Source organism: Pseudomonas sp. MPFS, from assembly GCF_022537035.1.
Taxonomy (GTDB): domain Bacteria; phylum Pseudomonadota; class Gammaproteobacteria; order Pseudomonadales; family Pseudomonadaceae; genus Aquipseudomonas; species Aquipseudomonas sessilinigenes.
The window spans coordinates 5,376,782-5,393,670 of the sequence record NZ_CP066123.1; the positions used below are offsets into that span (position 1 = coordinate 5,376,782).

Annotated in this window: 15 protein-coding genes; 9 read left to right on the forward strand and 6 right to left on the reverse strand. The window is 51.6% G+C overall.

The annotated features are described in order from the left end of the window. Nucleotides 1-192 precede the first annotated feature (192 nt). Genes I9018_RS24595 through I9018_RS24610 form a run of 4 tightly spaced genes read left to right on the forward strand, consistent with a single transcriptional unit; the run spans nucleotide 193 to nucleotide 2,834 of the window. The gene (locus tag I9018_RS24595) at nucleotides 193-924 is read left to right on the forward strand and encodes a PFL_4669 family integrating conjugative element protein (protein ID WP_085597419.1); all 732 of its coding nucleotides are present in this window, start codon (nucleotides 193-195) and stop codon (nucleotides 922-924) included. Continuing rightward, complete coding sequence (locus I9018_RS24600; protein ID WP_241107731.1) at nucleotides 921-1,484, forward strand: DUF3158 family protein; 564 nt, start codon at nucleotides 921-923, stop codon at nucleotides 1,482-1,484. The genes I9018_RS24595 and I9018_RS24600 overlap by 4 nt, the downstream gene beginning before the upstream one ends. Beyond that, nucleotides 1,481-2,317 (forward strand): Rha family transcriptional regulator, encoded by an 837-nt coding sequence (locus I9018_RS24605; RefSeq protein ID WP_241107732.1) that lies wholly within the window; start codon nucleotides 1,481-1,483, stop codon nucleotides 2,315-2,317. Before I9018_RS24600 ends, I9018_RS24605 begins: the two co-directional genes overlap by 4 nt. A gap of 10 nt (nucleotides 2,318-2,327) precedes the next feature. After that, the gene (locus tag I9018_RS24610; RefSeq protein WP_241107733.1) at nucleotides 2,328-2,834 is read left to right on the forward strand and encodes a single-stranded DNA-binding protein; all 507 of its coding nucleotides are present in this window, start codon (nucleotides 2,328-2,330) and stop codon (nucleotides 2,832-2,834) included. 427 nt (nucleotides 2,835-3,261) lie between these two features. On the opposite strand, the gene I9018_RS24615 is transcribed toward I9018_RS24610, so the two are convergent. After that, complete coding sequence (locus I9018_RS24615) at nucleotides 3,262-4,032, reverse strand: hypothetical protein (protein ID WP_241107734.1); 771 nt, start codon at nucleotides 4,030-4,032, stop codon at nucleotides 3,262-3,264. A 270-nt stretch (nucleotides 4,033-4,302) separates the two neighbouring features. Here I9018_RS24615 and I9018_RS24620 point away from each other — a divergent pair, with 270 nt between their 5' ends. From I9018_RS24620 to I9018_RS24640, 5 genes are all read left to right on the forward strand, one after another. Then, complete coding sequence (locus I9018_RS24620) at nucleotides 4,303-4,500, forward strand: CrpP family ICE-associated protein (RefSeq protein WP_041774418.1); 198 nt, start codon at nucleotides 4,303-4,305, stop codon at nucleotides 4,498-4,500. A gap of 95 nt (nucleotides 4,501-4,595) precedes the next feature. Continuing rightward, the gene (locus I9018_RS24625) at nucleotides 4,596-6,512 is read left to right on the forward strand and encodes a DNA topoisomerase (RefSeq protein WP_241107735.1); all 1,917 of its coding nucleotides are present in this window, start codon (nucleotides 4,596-4,598) and stop codon (nucleotides 6,510-6,512) included. A gap of 89 nt (nucleotides 6,513-6,601) precedes the next feature. Next, nucleotides 6,602-8,482 carry a PcfJ domain-containing protein gene (locus I9018_RS24630; RefSeq protein WP_241107736.1) on the forward strand — a complete coding sequence of 627 codons (1,881 nt, stop codon included), beginning with the start codon at nucleotides 6,602-6,604 and terminating at the stop codon, nucleotides 8,480-8,482. Then, the gene (locus I9018_RS24635) at nucleotides 8,479-10,443 is read left to right on the forward strand and encodes a DEAD/DEAH box helicase (RefSeq protein WP_241107737.1); all 1,965 of its coding nucleotides are present in this window, start codon (nucleotides 8,479-8,481) and stop codon (nucleotides 10,441-10,443) included. Before I9018_RS24630 ends, I9018_RS24635 begins: the two co-directional genes overlap by 4 nt. Nucleotides 10,444-10,868: 425 nt before the next feature. Beyond that, nucleotides 10,869-11,636: a DUF4365 domain-containing protein gene (locus tag I9018_RS24640; RefSeq protein ID WP_241107738.1), complete on the forward strand. Its 768-nt coding sequence runs from the start codon at nucleotides 10,869-10,871 to the stop codon at nucleotides 11,634-11,636. Between the two features lie 157 nt (nucleotides 11,637-11,793). Here I9018_RS24640 and I9018_RS24645 read toward each other — a convergent pair whose 3' ends face one another. The 5 genes from I9018_RS24645 to I9018_RS24665 form a co-directional block, all read right to left on the reverse strand. Continuing rightward, entirely contained in the window at nucleotides 11,794-12,081 is a 288-nt protein-coding gene (locus I9018_RS24645; protein WP_241107739.1) for a hypothetical protein, read from the reverse strand. Beyond that, complete coding sequence (locus I9018_RS24650; RefSeq protein ID WP_241107740.1) at nucleotides 12,078-12,482, reverse strand: hypothetical protein; 405 nt, start codon at nucleotides 12,480-12,482, stop codon at nucleotides 12,078-12,080. The genes I9018_RS24645 and I9018_RS24650 overlap by 4 nt, the downstream gene beginning before the upstream one ends. Before the next feature lie 102 nt (nucleotides 12,483-12,584). Further along, nucleotides 12,585-12,944 (reverse strand): hypothetical protein, encoded by a 360-nt coding sequence (locus tag I9018_RS24655; protein WP_241107741.1) that lies wholly within the window; start codon nucleotides 12,942-12,944, stop codon nucleotides 12,585-12,587. Nucleotides 12,945-13,741: 797 nt separating this feature from the next. Then, nucleotides 13,742-14,146: a DUF4279 domain-containing protein gene (locus tag I9018_RS24660; RefSeq protein WP_241107742.1), complete on the reverse strand. Its 405-nt coding sequence runs from the start codon at nucleotides 14,144-14,146 to the stop codon at nucleotides 13,742-13,744. Nucleotides 14,147-14,155: 9 nt separating this feature from the next. After that, nucleotides 14,156-16,864, reverse strand: coding sequence for an RHS repeat-associated core domain-containing protein (locus I9018_RS24665; protein WP_241107743.1), 2,709 nt, complete (start codon nucleotides 16,862-16,864; stop codon nucleotides 14,156-14,158). Nucleotides 16,865-16,889: the final 25 nt, after the last annotated feature.

The following is a 16,889-nucleotide window of genomic DNA, read 5'->3' on the forward strand; positions in this document are numbered from 1 at the left end:
CAGGTGTTGTGGGCCGCAACACTTCACCAGGAGAGTAATCTCCTGAGCGCTCCAGTGGTAAGCGGCGCGATACACACGCCTATCCCCAAAACCTAAACACCTCAGCTATCCATTTACTACTGCACGCGCATTCCTACAAAAGCAGCATGGGCTGGTATTCCCACCTTATTCAATGTTAAGGAATCCATGCCCATGGCTGACAACTTTCAGCTCAACATCGGCTCCCTTCGGAGCCAGGTTCAACTGACCCTTCACACGCATCACGCTGCAAGGATCTGGCTGGGACGCCAGCAAAGCGAATCCAAGAACAGCATCCTTGGGCTCGCCGGCTTCTGCTCCAGAGTCAATCAGATGGACCGTGGTGCCAGTCAGGACGACCCATTTTCGGACTGGTGGATCATCCGGATTGAAGACAAGATCGCCGAGTCTGATGCAGCCCTGACAGAGATCGATAAGCGCCTCGATGATGTCATGGCCCAGCTACCGGCCATGATCGACATCGGCACCAACCTGTCGACTCATCCCATGAAACTGCCCCTCTTCATCTCCAACCCCCTGGGCTTCAAGTCGGTCTACCTGCTGACCAAATACGACGAGATCGTGCGCCGCATTCTGCTGGCCAAGCATGTCGGCCTTATTGGTAGACGGGATGGGGAAGTCTGGATCGATGACGGGGCTCATATCCTGCGCAGCCTGTTTGGACTGGCCCAGCAATATCGTTTCTCAGGTGCAAGCCGCGATGACTTCGCAGCCAATAACGCCCGGGCAGAGCAGGCCCGGCAGATGTACCAACGGGCCGGCGAGATCCCTCAAGACATCCTTGAAGGGACTCGCCGCTCGTCCTTCGCGCCCGAGATCCGACGTGGCCAACCGACCTTGTCCGAACGACTCGAAGCTGAGCCTTTTGATGAAGGTGAGGAATGACCCAAAGCATCGGTGGCCGCGCCTTGGGAAACCTGCAACAGGGTGCCTTCAAACCTCTGCAACAGGGTGCCTATCAGGGGCTGCAACAAGGTGCCTCACTAAAAGGCCTTTTAAAGCCCTTTAAAGGTAAGGGGGAGCTGGACCAGTTAGCCGAGCAATGCACAGCACTGGAGGCAGGTTTGCGCGCTCTAGTTCATGAGGTGCTCGCCCAGGTCCGCGAACATCCATTCGCCCTTCTACCCGTTCGACTCATCGAGCAGAACACATCGGCTGGCACAACTTTCCTGCGCTGGCAAAGCGTTCAAGACCGGCGCATGGGGTTCGGTGTATGGGCGGCAATGGTTCAACACCCCAAGACACCAGCCAACTTGCTGCAGGACCTGCTTGCCCTGGAGCAACACCGAATCACATTGAATATGCAAATCAGCCTTGTCCACTTCATCGGCAAGCAGGCCGCCGAGTGCGCAACAAAGATGGGTCAGGCCGAGGCCGAATATCAGGCTCGACTGCAGCAGCTCACACACCACCAGAAACCATCGCAATCGGAGAGACCAGCATGACCACCCCCTATAAAACCCCAAAAACCGTCAGTACCAATGCCAACGCAAGCCCTCAAGAGGTCGCGGTGGAGTTCGTTGACGGCAAAGCCACCACCACCAGCCTGGATGTGGCCAAGCATTTTCGTAAGCGGCACGACAATGTGATGCGCGATATCAAAAACCTTGAATGCCCTGATGACTTTACACTCCTCAATTTTGAGGAGTGTTCACGACCAGGCTCTAATAACAAACCCGAGCCGTACTACCGGATGACTCGCGATGGTTTCACCCTTCTCTGCATGGGTTTTACCGGCACAGAAGCCATGCGCTGGAAGATCTCTTACCTCAACGCCTTCAACAAGATGGAGCAGGTGCTCATCGAGCAACCCGAGATCCTCAGCCATAAACATCTGCTCAACTTCGCCCTGAAAACTCTCGAGCTCATGCGACATCGTGAACTCAACCAACCACCCAGCCCCGACACCGAACAGGTGGTCATCAACTATCTGAACCTCGAGTCTCTTGACCAGGCCACGCCTGAACAGACGGAAAAAGCGATCAGTTTTTTGCAGGGGCAAATGATCGGTGAAGGTACTGCAGCCAAATCTCTTCCTGGGGTTGCAGGCACCTCAGTAGCGAAAGATCTTCTTTACGGTCTCCTTCGCTCCTCACACGACGCCGAGCTGCTCTTCAACTCGCTGTATGACAAAGGCATCGAGAAGCTCACCAGCGAGGTTTTCAAGAGTCACATGTCCGACAAGCTGGCCGAAACTTCGCGCCATGCCCGGGACCTTCTTGGTTACCTCACTCGCAACGCCCTCCGTACACCTTACTCCCCCAAATCAACACACTGAGGAAGACACCATGGGTACTCCCGTAGTCTGGGAAGGCAACATCGGCAATCCGCCGGAACACAAATCCTTCTCCAACGGCAACAACGAGCCGCGGCAACTGCTGCGGTTGAATGTGATGTTCGACAACTCGATTCCCGACGGCGCCGGTGGCTACAAGGACCGCGGTGGTTTTTGGGCGAACGTTGAATGGTGGCATCCCGATGCCGAGCGGTTTGCTCAATTGTTCTGCAAAGGCATGCGAGTCGTCGTCACGGGGCGAGCCATCATGGACACATGGAAGGACAAGGAAACTGGGGAGGATGTTTGGGCACTGAAGGTCGAAGCGAGCCGTGTGGGTATCCTGCCTCACCGGGTTAGCCAGGTGACCATGACGCAATCGAGCAATACCGGCCAGCGGCAAAACACACAGCAAAACAGCAGACCGGAACGCCAGCAGAACCCAGCCCAACAATCAGTACAACACACTGACGACCTGAGCCAATACGGCAATGGGTTTGATGACGATATTCCTGTGTGACCCCCTCCTTAATTTTGACGCGCCATTCGTGCAGCCTCTGGTGACAAGGACGTCAATCCGTGATTATCCTTCACCGATAAACCTGCCTGTTTCACACTTGCGCCTCCAATAGGGACATTGGAGGCGTTCTTCGTGCAGCCTATGTGGCAGGAGCTTTCGCCGTTATCTCTCGACAGAACATTGGTCCCATGTCTCATAAACGAAACCCAAGCGAATCAGACCTACTGGAGCTCTATCGCAAGCTGTCAAAGGACCAGCAGGCCCTGTTGACAGACATCCTTGAGGACCGCATTGACGGGAAACTCACAGCCCTGGAGTTCGTAGACAAGCTACGTCAGATTCCATTGCAGGACAGCTCGGGCTGAGTGTTGCGGCCGGAACACCAGCAAGAAAAGGCCTGCATTGCGTGGGCCTTTTAATAGTCGCTTCAGTCCAGCTCAACGATGGCCGAGCAGCCTAGGCTCACTCGAAATTTTTTGAAGCAGGCTCCACAATTAAAAGGTTTCCATATTGTGTCCAGCCGCACAGGAATACGTGCATCGCACGCGCATTTGAAAAATATGGTATCCACAATAGTGAGTACTTTGTTTCCCTGTTCGTCGATCATTTTTTGGAACAATTGACCGCACTTGTTATTGCCACACACGACGATCTCATTACCTTCGAACTCGCCGTCACCTGCGTACACTTTATTCCCACACTTAGGGCAGTCTGCATGTCGTACATTTTTGAATGCGACGATTGCTGTACTAGCTGTAACTCGCTCAAGTTCTCGAATAATCTCATCAAGAGAAGAATTATTTGGTGGGCTAGCTGCAGGGTCTTTCGGAGCATGTAGAAACGACCCAAGCTTATTGTAGTACTTCTGGAATTTTTTCCATTTTATTGATTGCACTGTTCCGATACTGTGCCATATTTCAGGTAGTACATCTGGATCTGTTCCTTCACCAATAGAAATATCCCCACTTTGGTCAGACGTGGGGTCAAATGAGGCTAGAGTTTTGATGATCTTATCTGCGCGCCATTCATTGGCAAGCACACCAGGTATAACATCATCGTATTGCTCAAGCTGGCGATAGGCTACGATTTCTAAGCAAAACCGGAGTTCCAAGCATGCGTATTTGAAATCTGCCTCATCATTAGAGCTTGAAAGTCTTTTGGCACGATCCAGCTGATTTGAAATATTAAACAGATCCATTATTAATCCTCAATAATTTTCGCTACTGTTCACCAGACGTAATTTTCCTCACAATGAAAACATAAAACTCTACGATGACGAAACTTCATGAGAAGAGGTTAAAAACACTTCTATCCAAGGAGTACTTTCTCGCTGGCAACTCCGGCCTTCTACGTTAATCTTGTGGGCATGTGGAGCGCTTACAGCAAAAAATCGCGCCACATCGCGAACCTACTGCTGGCAAGATCATCCTGTTCGTAGATCGCCAGGCACGACCGAGAGGACGCTGTGATGACTGACCAGCCTGCCCGAGTCAAAATTGACAGGCGTAAGTTCAACAATCCCCACCCCACTGTTGAAGCCGCTGGAGCAGCAGCCGCGCAGAAAGGGTTCCCTGTCCATGCCTGCCCCTACAAGCACCCCGCCATGCTCAGCTCCTGGTTGAAAGGGTACAAGCGCGCCCAGCAGCTGACATTTGCGTTTAGCTGATCCACAAATTAAGCCCTCCTCAAGAACCCTTTTCACGTTGTGGGCCGTTTACCCGCAGGCAACAGTGCGTCCTGAATACGACTACGGGGACGTACATGAAGCTCATGATCATCGAAGCGCCGGGCAAGCTGAAAAAGCTGGCCCCGATGCTCAAGAAACTACGGCCGGGCGAGCATTGGGAGGTGGTCGCCAGTGGCGGCCACATACGGGATCTTCCCGAGAAGGGACACGACGACACGATGATTACTGCCGGGGTGCTCAGGGACCTGCGCCCCGTGTACACGATCAGGGACAAGAGTTCCGGCAGGATCAAGACGATGCGCGCAGCTCTTGCCCGGGCAACAGAAATCTACATCGCAACTGACCCCGATCGGGAAGGTGAAAGTATCGCTTGGCACATCCAGCAGACACTGCGGATCCGCGACTACAAGCGCATTGCCTTCAACGAGGTCACCCAATCGCGGGTGAAGGAGGCGCTGGCCAATCCGCGCAAGATTGACGCCCAGCTGGTGGCTTCCCAGGAGTGCCGGCGAGTCCTCGATAGGCTCGTTGGCTATCTGGTGACTGGTGAGCTACGGAGGGTGCTTGGACTGCCCACAACAGCAGGCAGGGTGCAGTCGGTTGCCGTTTACCTAGTGGTGTTGAGAGAGCGCGAGATCCGCAACTTCAAGGTCGTTCATCACTTTGGCGTTCGCCTGCAGTTCCAGAACCAAATGACTAGTAGCTCCTGGATGGCTGACTGGGTGACCGTTCCAGACTTCGCCTCCAAGGAACACCCGTATGTGCAGGATGGCACCCTGGCTGCACAGGTCGCCGGGGTCAGGAACGTCATTGTGGAGTCCTGCGAAGATTCCAAGGAACGCCGAGCCCCCTACCCTCCCTACATATCCTCAACCCTTCAACAAGCGGCGAGCGTTGCGTTGAAGTGGGACCCTGACAAGACCATGCAGATCGCTCAGAGGCTGTATGAACAGGGCGTGATCACCTACCACAGAACAGACAACCCGAACGTCGGTGACGATGTCATGGGTGACATCCGCGCTGTTGCACAAGCTCTTGGTATACCAGCGGTTGAGAAGCGAAGGGAGTTTAGGGCAGTTGAGGGAGCCCAGCTGGGCCACCCCGCGATCGCCCCAACGACCTGGGCTGACGAGGTTGCAGGGGAGGATGATGAGCAGCGTCAGCTGTACAAGCTCATCCGGATCCGGGCTCTGGCAAGTCAGCTCGCTGATGCCATCTATGACGCCAGGATTGTGAAGCTCTTGGCGAAAGGCCCAGATCAACGCCCTCTGCGGTTCAGTGGATCTTGTCGGACTGTTGCTTACCGCGGATGGATGCAACTTCTGGCGGGAGACGACACGGATGAAGAAGGCGCTGAAGCAGCCAACAACGAGATCCCAAAGCTGGAGCCAAAGCAGATCTTGCCGGTGCTGAATGGCGAAGTGCTGAACCAGAAAACCAAGGCACCGCCGCGCTACACGAAAGCCAGCCTGGTCAAGGAGCTCGAGCGTCAGGGCATTGGGCGGCCGGGAACTTTCGCCTCGATCATCAAGAACATCACCAGCAGATCCCAAGTGATTGAGGAGAATCGAAAGCTTGTACCTGGTCCGCTCGGCGAGCAGACCATTGCCCAACTCGAAGGCCGGTTTAGCTTCGTGCAGACCCAGTTCACCAGCAGCATGGAACGGGCTTTGGACAAGATTGCTGACGGCCAGAGTACCTACAACGCGGTGGTTTCCAAGTTTTACGAACACCTGCAGAGGGAACTGTCATCGCTCAAAGACGCTCCTTCACTCCGTATGCAACCAGCACGCTCGAGCGCCTCAACAACGACAGAGCCGGAGCATCAGTACCTGTGCGGCAAATGCGGCAAGCACCTGGTCAGACGACAGAAACGAGGTGAAGGCGGGTATGACTTCTGGGCGTGTTCCGGGTACCGGGATACGGGATGCAAGGTCAGTTACCCATCGGTCAAAGGAAAACCCGACCTGACTAAGGCCAGAGGGCTCTAGCCAGGAATGCCCAGGCCTTCCGTTATCCATTTCCGCTGTTTGGGTCCAATACGGGCTGCGAACCTGCTCGCTCCTCGAGGAGCGAGCCCATGGAAGCACCGCAAGACACCACCCACCCTTTCGAAGCCGACCCAACCTTAAAGTGCTACTCGGCCAAGCAGGTCGCGGTAGCCAGTACCTGGGCCGAGCATTTTTGCATCCCGGCAGCACGACGCCGCCAGTTTTTGCGCGACTACCTGCGCTCTACAAGTTCAACTCGCTGCTGGACGACATCGGTTGTGCACCAGGGGCAAACACTGGTGATCTGTCGACTCGGTAGCATGCTGCAATGGTTCGACGGTAGGTCCATAAAGGCAGCAATCATTACCAAGCAGAGTCGGATCCCGCTGAGTACGCCCTCGAGCCGAGCAGTCCTAGGCTTGGCAGGGCGGCTTGAAAATTTGAGGAGGATAAGCGCCGGTGCTGTTTTGACCTCGTTCTGCAGGAGCGCTCGACATTTGGGGCAGCAGCTTGTCCAGGAGGACCTTGGTGAAACTTTTGCAGGCGTTACGCTGCAGAGCGATGAAGTGAGGGGGCCGCACAGACGTTACACCCGGCCGCGCACGAACTTCTACATGAAGCAGATTGGAAGCTCTATCAAAGCCTTCTGCTCACATCTTGACCCTGCGATTTTGTTTGCGCTTCGATCTGCTCGATGCCCTGATCCCAGGGTCTATAACTGGCTGGCCGCTGGCGATCAGACCAGACGTCTCCAAGCGCTCAAAGCTCAACCAGTCTTGATTCCACTGATAGTCATCCTGAGCTACTCCAGCGACGATTTACCCCTGTGGCCAACTCAAGGAGAACTCAATTACGAAGCCCCACCTTGGCCCACAGTACAAGAGTTGACCCCTACTCACGGCACAATCACTCCAGGTGCAGAAGCCAACCTCATCGGCGCAGCCGCAGACCAGGGGATCTCAATTTCTGATGTTCTGTCCTGGCTATTCAAGGCCCCCAAATCATCAATCCGCTTTCTCGGCACCTGTCGCCCTGGACACATAGGCGGTGCTCTATCGCAGTTGCAGCGTGAGGGTCGCAATGCTGGGTGGCATCACCTATTACTCGGCGCGACTGCCGGTAATAGACGGCCCCGGAACCGCTCAGACTGGAAAGTGTTTCTGGATCTTATCCAACAACTGCCTTATCAAATCCTCTCTCATGTAAGTCAGCAGAAGTTAAATCTGAATCTACTATTCAAAGGATGCCCGACCTCCTGGAATGACTCCACTTGGCCCTATGTAATTGCAGGCATCAAGGACTACACCGAGATTTATAGAAATCTCGAACACAAGAAACTGGATGCGAGAAAAAAAGTCAGTGACTTCTTCCTAAGAAGCAATTATGCAGAGATTGCAAATAAGGTTGAATTGTTTCACCAAGACTTACCCAGAATCCGCGCCCAGATTGATAACGCACTTGGAGCCCTGGAAGAAGCCGATGAGCTTTTCGAATGGCCACCATTATTGTTGAGCGGTCCTATCACCTGCCCCAACGGAATTGAAATCGTTGAACTTCTCTGTCCAAATGACTTATTTGAAGAAGAACTCAGGATGCGTCATTGCGTGGGAAGTTACGACTACTCCACATACAGGGGAGACTGCCGAATAATTTCTCTACGCCACAACAGCAACTCCCTTGCTACAGCAGAACTACGCATTGATAAAAAGACTACATCCTCATCGAAAAACCCCAGGGTTCTCTGCGCACAATTACGAGCCCACCGTAATGAACCAGTCTCAACTGGTACTCCCGCGAAAACAGCTTTTGACTGGTTTCTCACTCAACTGAACTCAGGAGCAATCACTTCCAATCTGAGCTGGCCGAACCTGACCCGAGGAATGGCTCGATATACACGCTCATCGAGACAAGAGTTGCTGGAGGAAAAGGTCGCAAATTGGGTTGACCGTCACCTGGTGGGCCGCCCATGAACCGCCCTCGCATGATGAACAGACAGCCCGTACTCATTGAGAAAGCCGTGTTTGACGGATATGACTTCGGGATTCAGATGCCTTTCATCGAAGGGGCAAACAAGGTGCTACTCCGTCGTGGTGGATTCTTCATCCGCCGTGGCGAACATCCGCTCAACCGACATTGGAGGATCCCCAAGAACAAACTAAACAGCGAGCTCGACCTGGTGTTCCACGAACTCATCGAGCTGGGCCAAGACCGGTTCACAGAGTCCTGGCAGAGCTTTCAAGAGAAACTGGAACAGGCTCAAGCATCTCCTCAGCGCGATGCGTTCATCTGGGGCATGCAACTGCGAATTGCGCCGCTGGCTGGAAGGGGAGTCCTGCTGTCAGGTGACTACCATCCCGGCGTCGTGGCCGTGGCCAGGCGAATGCGCGGGGTGTTCCTCGGAAAATCCACGTCCTGGCGCATCGATGCTTCCGCTGAGCTGGTTCGAAGCAACCTCATCCTGGAGCTAGGGCTCGCGGAAGAACAAATCGAGCTCCTGGATATCGTTCAGGAGCTTCTGGACGATGGTTCCGTAGCACCGGCAGAGGGTATGCCTAGGATCAGCCTAGGAGGCCCTCCACAAGAGGCAACGGAGGCTACCAGCACCGAAGATGTCTCCAATGAGATCTACCTGGCAGCGGTGTCGCCTATCGAGCGCACCGAATACTCTGCGCAAGCGATTTCCAAGGCCCTGGAGGGGTATTCCTTACTCGACCATCAGCCTGCCGGTATTGCTCATCTGCTACAGCGCACAAGCGCGCTGCTGGCGGACGACATGGGGCTGGGTAAAACGCGCCAAGCGGTGATTGCTGCCCACATCAGGGCCGCAGGACAACCCATCTTAGTCGTCACCCTTTCGTCATTGCTCATCAACTGGGAGCGCGAAATTCACGCCGTATACCCCGCTGCTACGGTCGCGAAGCAGAAGTTCGCCCCTGAGGCGCAGTGGATGATCATCAACTACGAGCGCCTGGGAGACTACGTGACCGTCGCTGAGCGGTATGCCGTGATGGTGATCGATGAGGCCCACCGCCTGAAAGAACCGACCGCGCTATGGACACGTCACGGTTTCGACATTGCAGCAAAGATCCCCAGCCGCTACTTGTTGACCGGCACTCCTATCCTCAACAGAGAAACCGAACTGCACACCTTGTTGCGGCTTTCTGGGCACCCAATCGGCCAATTACCACTCAAGGATTTCTGTGAGCAATTCTCCGGCAGCCCAGAATTTCGTCAGAACCTGCGAGCCCAACTCGGGGACTGGATGCTTCGCCGACGCAAGGATGTTTTACCTGGTCTGAAAGGTAAGCAACGACAACTTCTGGCGGTTGCGATGAGCGATGAGGAGCGGCGCCAATATGATGTCATCCGCCTTGAGGACAAACCGATTTTCGCCCGGCTTGGAGCGCTGCGCTTCTATCTCGAGCAGTTGAAGATCCGCATCGCGATGGATCTGCTCAGCGAGCTGGACCCAGACGACAAGGTCATCCTGTTCTGCGAATTCAAGCCAACCGTAGCCGCGTTGAAAGCACTCTGCGAAGAAGCAGGGATCGGACACGTTACCCTGGTAGGTAGCGACTCACCCGCGAAACGCCAGAAGGCGATCGACCGGTTCCAACAGGAACCAGACTGCCGCGTGTTCATTTGCACCACATCGGCCGCTGGCACTGGAAACAACCTCACCGCAGCAAACTATGTGTTCTTCCTGGGGCTGCCATGGACTCCTGGCCAGCAAGATCAGGCCGAAGACCGAGCCTATCGCAATGGTCAGCTGCGCATGGTCATTGTCAAAATACCGCTGATAGAGGCCAGCATTGACCAACAGTTATGGGAACTGCTGTTAGCCAAGCGCCAGGTCAGCCTTGACCTGATAGAGCCCGAGGGCCAGCAAGAGGTCCTGACGAAGACCTTATTGGCTACGTCCATAGTGTAGGTTTTCAAAGTAATTACGATACTCTCGAAATTGATGCAACAACGTCTTACCTTTCTACCCCTTTGGCATCTATCGAGGATCTGTGAGCACTGCCTCCAGCAGACGTATACGACAACGACGCATTTCGAAATTGGGCAGTACAATCGACATTTTCCAAACCAATGCATAACGACTAATCTGCTGCCGTATTCAGTTCGGGGTAATGACGAAGTAGCATCATAGCTACGGCTTTACCGACAGGTAACATATTCGGTTTCAACGCCTCCGTGCCTCGGTGAGGAAGCTTGTTTCGCTTATCGACGATGCCTTCAAGCAGCTCTAAAAATTCATCGTCTATCTTTGGGTGATTTTTACTCAGATATTCACAAGCAAAGGCTACAGATCAAAGAGCCCTGCATAATTTAACGTAACAGTAAGGTAAAGCAATGTCAGCAAAAAGACCCAAACGCCCGCCCTCTCATGTTATTGGAAATCTTGCTGAAGCGATGGTGGAGTGCGCATTTACTGCCAAAGGATGGGTCTACCGAAGGTTAGAAAAGGATAAAGACTATGGAATTGATGGAGAAGTCGAAGTTTTCAACTCTGAGGGAGATGCAACTGGTGTATTATTCAAAGTCCAGATTAAAGGATCTGAAAAATTTTCTGGCAATCTAAAAATCAAACAAAGCACGGAAGCTTATCTTTCGATTTCTCCACTCCCAGTATTTTTTCTCTCTGTCGACATAACTACCGGATCAATCCGATTTTCCTTCTTTGACCCAGAGATGGGATCGATAAAAAACAATAATCTTGGTGATTTTCACGAATTGGACGAGGACGGGTTCGAAATTCTGAAAGACATTGCATCAGATCATTGTACCGGGTGCTTACTGCTTAACGAATATACACTTCACAATGCATCGGCTCAGCTTATTCGATGCTTAGACTTACTGCTGAATTTCGGTGGAGATGTTGACTCTATGATGAAGTGGTTACGCTTGTTTGCTCCCGACGATGTGCTTGCAATGTCATATGGTTATGCTGTTTTTCTAAAGGAGCAGATGGCTGAGGATAGTGGTTTAATAGGAAAACTTCGCGAATGGGTCTTGGAGTTTTTTCCTCAATTTCAAGAGCCTATTGATCATGCCATGGAGGCATTTACACAAGGTCATCTGACAGGAAAGCGAGCAGAAGTCTCCACTTCCATTATTTAAAATTAGAGCTGGTGATCCAGAAATAAATGTAATAAATCACTAAATCGGGTCAGTACACGGACAACCCCTCAACCTATGACACTTCTAATACCCTGTAAAAACCAATCCTTCTTCATTGTAAAAAATATCACTCACCTGCAAATGCTTGCGCCCCACCTCAGAATCCATCTTTCCAAAAAGTTCTGTCTAGCTCATAGGGATCCACACTAAATCCTTGGGGAAAGTCCTTAAACCCAGGCACCATTGAAAAATTTAACGCAGCTTCATTCGCCAACTCAGCAGCACTATAAATACCAACTATCTTAACATCTTCTCTATCTTCACACTCGGAAACATGCTGCAATATGTATACAATCATAAGCCACCTATTATTCAAAGGAACGATCACCGTACTTTCGAAGCTTTTCGACGGAAGACGAGATCCTACACCGTCAACTTTGGTCATCGAGTCTTTGAGTTGAGGAGTGGAAAACCAGCTATCAAGCTGAATAATGTGGCAACTAAAGCACCAAGCAAGACGCCCGAAACAATCTCCCTCAACTCAGGAGCAATGCCCTTGGATGAACCGAGTAGCAAAGAAAAAACAAAGCCAAACATATAGAAAACTATAGCACCTAGCAGCGACCCGCATACAATCACGCCGACAATACTTAACAAGTTTCTGCTTTGCAGAAAAACCATAAGTGGTATCCCTAATAGCAGGCTTGGCAAGTAGCTAAACAACACTGAAAATACTAGAAGAAAAGCCGCCTGCCTTGGATCGGACAAATGAAATACGATCAAGAACAATACTGAGGGCAGCAAAGGTGCGAGAGCAAAACCTAACCAAACCCGTCGATTAAACATAACTTCCTCTTAGCGCCTCTAGGTCTCGCCAAGAATACTAGACCTCTCCTTACTCGACGTCTAATTCATCTCTACCTGCTTTTCTGGCAGCTCTGCACCATCCTAGTATACCCGTACAGAAAACCCTTTATCAATCTTCAACTTGAAAACTATTCGATGAGAGCACTCGCAGGCTGCAAAAGCTCCTTTTTCCATGGCGATAGCCCTATACTTGAATACTACTTCTTTATTTCCAATCTGATACTCCGGTGCCTGAGCCGAAAAAGCACAATTCATAATAGCACTCAAACTTACCTCTTGCATGCCCGCCTTCCACTCAGAAGTGAAGTGAGGCTGATCTGAATCATCACCAGTACATTGATAATCTATAAACTCAAAATCTGCCGCCCCATCAGCATAAGCCAAGCTCAGCTTGAGCATGCCAAGGACTATTCCAACACTCAAAAAACTCCGAGAAAGCATTATTTCTCTCCATTATGCCTTTCTGCTCCATAAGTTCTACACGCTACCTTTTTGGGCTAAAACTAAATCGACCTTCCTTGATTGAATACTCACCTTCGATGACAATCAAACACCCACTTAGAGCAATGACAGAAATCGCATATCCTAGATAACTTAGCAGCGAATTAGCTGTATCCAACCCCTATATCAAAAACCAACAAATTAAGAAAAACAATGCCGAAAGACGAATACTACAAGCTACAGACCTAAATATTACCCCTTTGAATTTCCAATATTTTTATCTCTTTTCTAAATTTATTATTTTTTGACTGCCAAAAAATTTTAAAATTAAAAATTCTTGCCCTATCACAATAAACAACCAAAGTCATATCATCCCACCAAAAGATAGAGATCCCTTCGGTTCTGTCTGACTTAAAAACACTATTCTCCTCACTTGGCTCCTCATTAGCGGATAAAACATGCACATAATAAGCCATAGAGGTGGTGGCGCCACAGTCATGCTGCACAATGATTGTTTTTTTTCGCCGGACGGAGATGCAATCGTACTAGCTACCTTTAATGAGCATAAGTCTTCTACACCACACCCTGACAGCACGCTCGCCATTAGGAGTAAAAAAATCTTGTAACTCTCATCTTGGCGGCCTCAATAATTACTTACACTGGCAATTCCAATAGCCACTTTCATAGCCCCTAATTCCTTAATTGATCCAGCATTGGTAGCTAGGACCATCAAAATAGGGTTATTCTCCCGACGAGAAGTTCCAGGATCCATTCTAACCCAACATACTAATTATTGTTTAACTATAAACATCTAGACTAAGATCAACTCCCAGAGCGCCTAAACGCTCCAAAACATCAAATTTAAGAACCTCACCGGAATTACCAGAAATATATAACCCAATAAAAAACTCTGCCTTCCCCCCTGATTTAGCGAGCTCTCTAAAACTTAATGAGCAGCTTTCAAGCTTAATAATTTGCTCAGAAATAAAATCACTCAAACTGCCTTCACGCCTTTCACAAAGCTGATACGAGCACTTATTGACTTCATAAAAACCAGATAATTCTTTCCCGCTAGGCGCGATTCTTTTATTTCCTGCGAGTTGCTTCCACCTTGGAGTAACCCCCAACTTATGACTGACAAGTTCTGGGTCAAACTCAATTCCTGATACTCGAAGTGACACTGTGAAAGAACACGAACTCATTGCAACCCCCTAAGGTAGATAATCTGTGATCGGCCCATTATTTACCGCATTCCCATCTGAGTCACCAGTTATAACATCTCCATTAGGAGCTACACCTGTCCAGTCCTTAGGACCAGCAAACACACCATCTTTCACCCCGTGGAGATCATCCTTACCAAGCCCTGGATATTGATCAATCGGAATAGTTCCAGGAGGGCAACCCTTCGGCTTGGAGCCTTGAATAGGTTTTGCTAACATCGGTGGAGAAAGCTGTTGGAGAATTATTTCTATCGCACCAATACCCAATACAGCGCCTCCAACCGCGGCCCCTCCCCCTCCTGGACCATAAACAAAAATGCTGCCATTCGAGTTTAGTCCATAAGCATCTAAGTAGCGGAGCGGATTAGATTCTGCATAGATATATGTATTTAGACCACCTCTCAATCCAATAGGGTCACGCTGTACATATCGCCCTAGGTTCGCATCGTAGTCCCGGTAGTAGTTATAGCTCAGTTGCGTTTGCGCATCGTAGAGCTGGCCAGGAAAGCGCAGTGGTATATGGGTAGCAGTACCGGTTCCGGCGACATCCTCATTGGGCGGTGCTGCACCGTAGGCGTCGCTGCCCCAGCTCCAGACAATCCCCTGATTAGTGCTGGCCAATCTAAGAGTATTCAGGTGATCGAAGTGTAGGTACACCAGTTGAAAACCGCTCGGTGCCCCTTGGCTGTAATTTAGTTCTAGCTGAGCCAGCGGCATGCCGTCCAGCCAAATCCAATAACGCGTGATAAGGTGCTTACCGCTGGCATCGTAATCAGCTTGACCAATTACCTCACCATCTGGTCCATACAGGAAAGTGCTGTTGCTAACCAACGCACCACTGGCCGGGTCGTAAGTCATTTTAAGCGTCCGTTGCCCCAGGCTATCGTAAGTAAAGGCCGCGATAGGCTGAGCACCGCCTTGATACACTGCCGCCATCCGACCGCTGTCATCATAGGTGTATCGCAAACCGGTGGTGTGCTGCAGCAGATTGCCACTTGCATCGTAAGGCAGCGTCAGCCCCTCAAGGGTCGCCAAGCGATTGCTATCCGACGCCACAGTGGCCGTCTGGGTTTCGGTGACAGTGCCGGAGGTTAGATCGGTGGTGGTTCGCTGCGTTCGGTTGCCGACGGCATCAAGGGCATAGACCTTTCGCGTGGTCGAACTCTCCTCGCGAGTCAGTCGGTTCAGGGCATCGTACTGGTACTGTACTGCGCCCCAGAGGCTGCTCTGCTGACTGGTGATGTTTCCAACCGGGTCAAAGCTGTATTGGTGTTGCCAGCTGCCAACGGTTTGGGCAGTCAGTTGGTAATCCAGGTCGTAGGTTCGACTAAGGGTTAAACCATTGCCCCAAGTCAATTGTTTAACAGGGCCAAACGGGACATAGGCGATGCCACTAACTACCGGGAAGCTCTGGCCGTTGAGGGTGAATGAAACGGCAGTGACCTGGCCTGCGTTGTTACGAGAGTAGTTTATCGAGACATTATCGGGGTAACCCTGCTGGATCACTCGGCCGGCTGCATCGTAGCTGGAAGTTGTGCTGGCGTTGACATTCAAGCCGGCCAGTTTCAAGGAGCGGCTCTGGGCGATCCTCTGACCGCGATCATCGTAGAGGTAAGTCACGCTTCCGCTGGGGTCCTGAGTACTGGTCAGTCGACCGATACCCCGATTTCCACCATCGGTTTGGTCGTAGGTGTAGAGCACATCCAGAGTCGGAGTCGCTGGATAATGCTTGGCGACCAAGCGATTGAGCGCGTCGTACTGGTAGGTCGTCACAACTCCACGTGCATCGGTTCTTTGCGTGACGTTGCCAGCAGCATCATAGGTGAAGCTCGAGGTACCGCCATCAGGACTTTTGACCTGCAGTACATGGCCTTCAGCGTCGTAAACATACTGCGTCGTAACACTGCGTGGATCGACCAGCTGTGTGATCTGGTTATCGGTGTTATAGGTCAGTGCAGTGATGCCGCCCAAGGGGTCTGTCACTTGGGCCACGCGACCCAGTGCATCGAATGCCTGGTTAGTGGTGTTGCTGCGCGCATCGGTTTGCCGGGTTAGTTGATCATTAAGGTCGTGGGCATAATGGGTCACTTGGCCGCCTGCACCAACCTGCGTGAATAAGCGACCCAATTCGTCGTAGGTGCGTTGTTGCTGACGGGTCAGGGTGCCGCTCGCATCCTTGACCTTAACCGAGGTCCGGTTACCCATGGCATCGAGGGTGTAATTCTGCGTCTCGCCCAGGATGTTGGTCACCGCAATTAGCCGTCGCGCATCGTCATAGGTGTAGGCCAAGAAACTCCCGTCGGCCGCAGTAATCTGAGTCAAGTCGCCGACGGCGTTGTAAACGTAATGCGTCGTGGCGCCGGCAATACTGCTGGATGCCAACCAGCCCTGCGGCGTATAGCCCAGGATGGTAACCACCCCGTTGGGGTCAGTCAGCGACTGCGCGCGCCCCTGGCTATCGAAATTGGCCAACGTTACAACCTGGCCTAATGCGTTGGTGATTTTGGTCAGATTGCCTTGGGCGTCGTAGATGTAGCTAGTAACGTCGGAAACATCCGTGCGCGGCCCATCGATACTTGAAACTTGCCCCAAAGCTGTATAAGTGTAATTGATGGAGCTATCAGCAGACACTTGCAGACTTGTGAATATGCTTGGCAACATTGCTACTAAAAGACTAAGTCGAAGCATCGGTGACGACATAATAAAATCCCTTTTCGTCATTTAG

Excerpts from the sequence above, each read along its gene's own strand:
- I9018_RS24605 (WP_241107732.1), top strand. The coding sequence starts at position 1,481 with ATGACCACCCCCTATAAAACCCCAAAAACCGTCAGTACCAATGCCAAC.
- I9018_RS24620 (WP_041774418.1), top strand. The coding sequence starts at position 4,303 with ATGACTGACCAGCCTGCCCGAGTCAAAATTGACAGGCGTAAGTTCAAC.
- I9018_RS24630 (WP_241107736.1), top strand. The coding sequence starts at position 6,602 with ATGGAAGCACCGCAAGACACCACCCACCCTTTCGAAGCCGACCCAACC.
- I9018_RS24625 (WP_241107735.1), top strand. The coding sequence starts at position 4,596 with ATGAAGCTCATGATCATCGAAGCGCCGGGCAAGCTGAAAAAGCTGGCC.
- I9018_RS24660 (WP_241107742.1), bottom strand. The coding sequence starts at position 14,146 with ATGAGTTCGTGTTCTTTCACAGTGTCACTTCGAGTATCAGGAATTGAG.
- I9018_RS24595 (WP_085597419.1), top strand. The coding sequence starts at position 193 with ATGGCTGACAACTTTCAGCTCAACATCGGCTCCCTTCGGAGCCAGGTT.
- I9018_RS24655 (WP_241107741.1), bottom strand. The coding sequence starts at position 12,944 with ATGCTTTCTCGGAGTTTTTTGAGTGTTGGAATAGTCCTTGGCATGCTC.
- I9018_RS24640 (WP_241107738.1), top strand. The coding sequence starts at position 10,869 with ATGTCAGCAAAAAGACCCAAACGCCCGCCCTCTCATGTTATTGGAAAT.
- I9018_RS24610 (WP_241107733.1), top strand. The coding sequence starts at position 2,328 with ATGGGTACTCCCGTAGTCTGGGAAGGCAACATCGGCAATCCGCCGGAA.
- I9018_RS24600 (WP_241107731.1), top strand. The coding sequence starts at position 921 with ATGACCCAAAGCATCGGTGGCCGCGCCTTGGGAAACCTGCAACAGGGT.
- I9018_RS24665 (WP_241107743.1), bottom strand. The coding sequence starts at position 16,864 with ATGTCGTCACCGATGCTTCGACTTAGTCTTTTAGTAGCAATGTTGCCA.
- I9018_RS24645 (WP_241107739.1), bottom strand. The coding sequence starts at position 12,081 with ATGACCAAAGTTGACGGTGTAGGATCTCGTCTTCCGTCGAAAAGCTTC.
- I9018_RS24635 (WP_241107737.1), top strand. The coding sequence starts at position 8,479 with ATGAACCGCCCTCGCATGATGAACAGACAGCCCGTACTCATTGAGAAA.
- I9018_RS24615 (WP_241107734.1), bottom strand. The coding sequence starts at position 4,032 with ATGGATCTGTTTAATATTTCAAATCAGCTGGATCGTGCCAAAAGACTT.
- I9018_RS24650 (WP_241107740.1), bottom strand. The coding sequence starts at position 12,482 with ATGTTTAATCGACGGGTTTGGTTAGGTTTTGCTCTCGCACCTTTGCTG.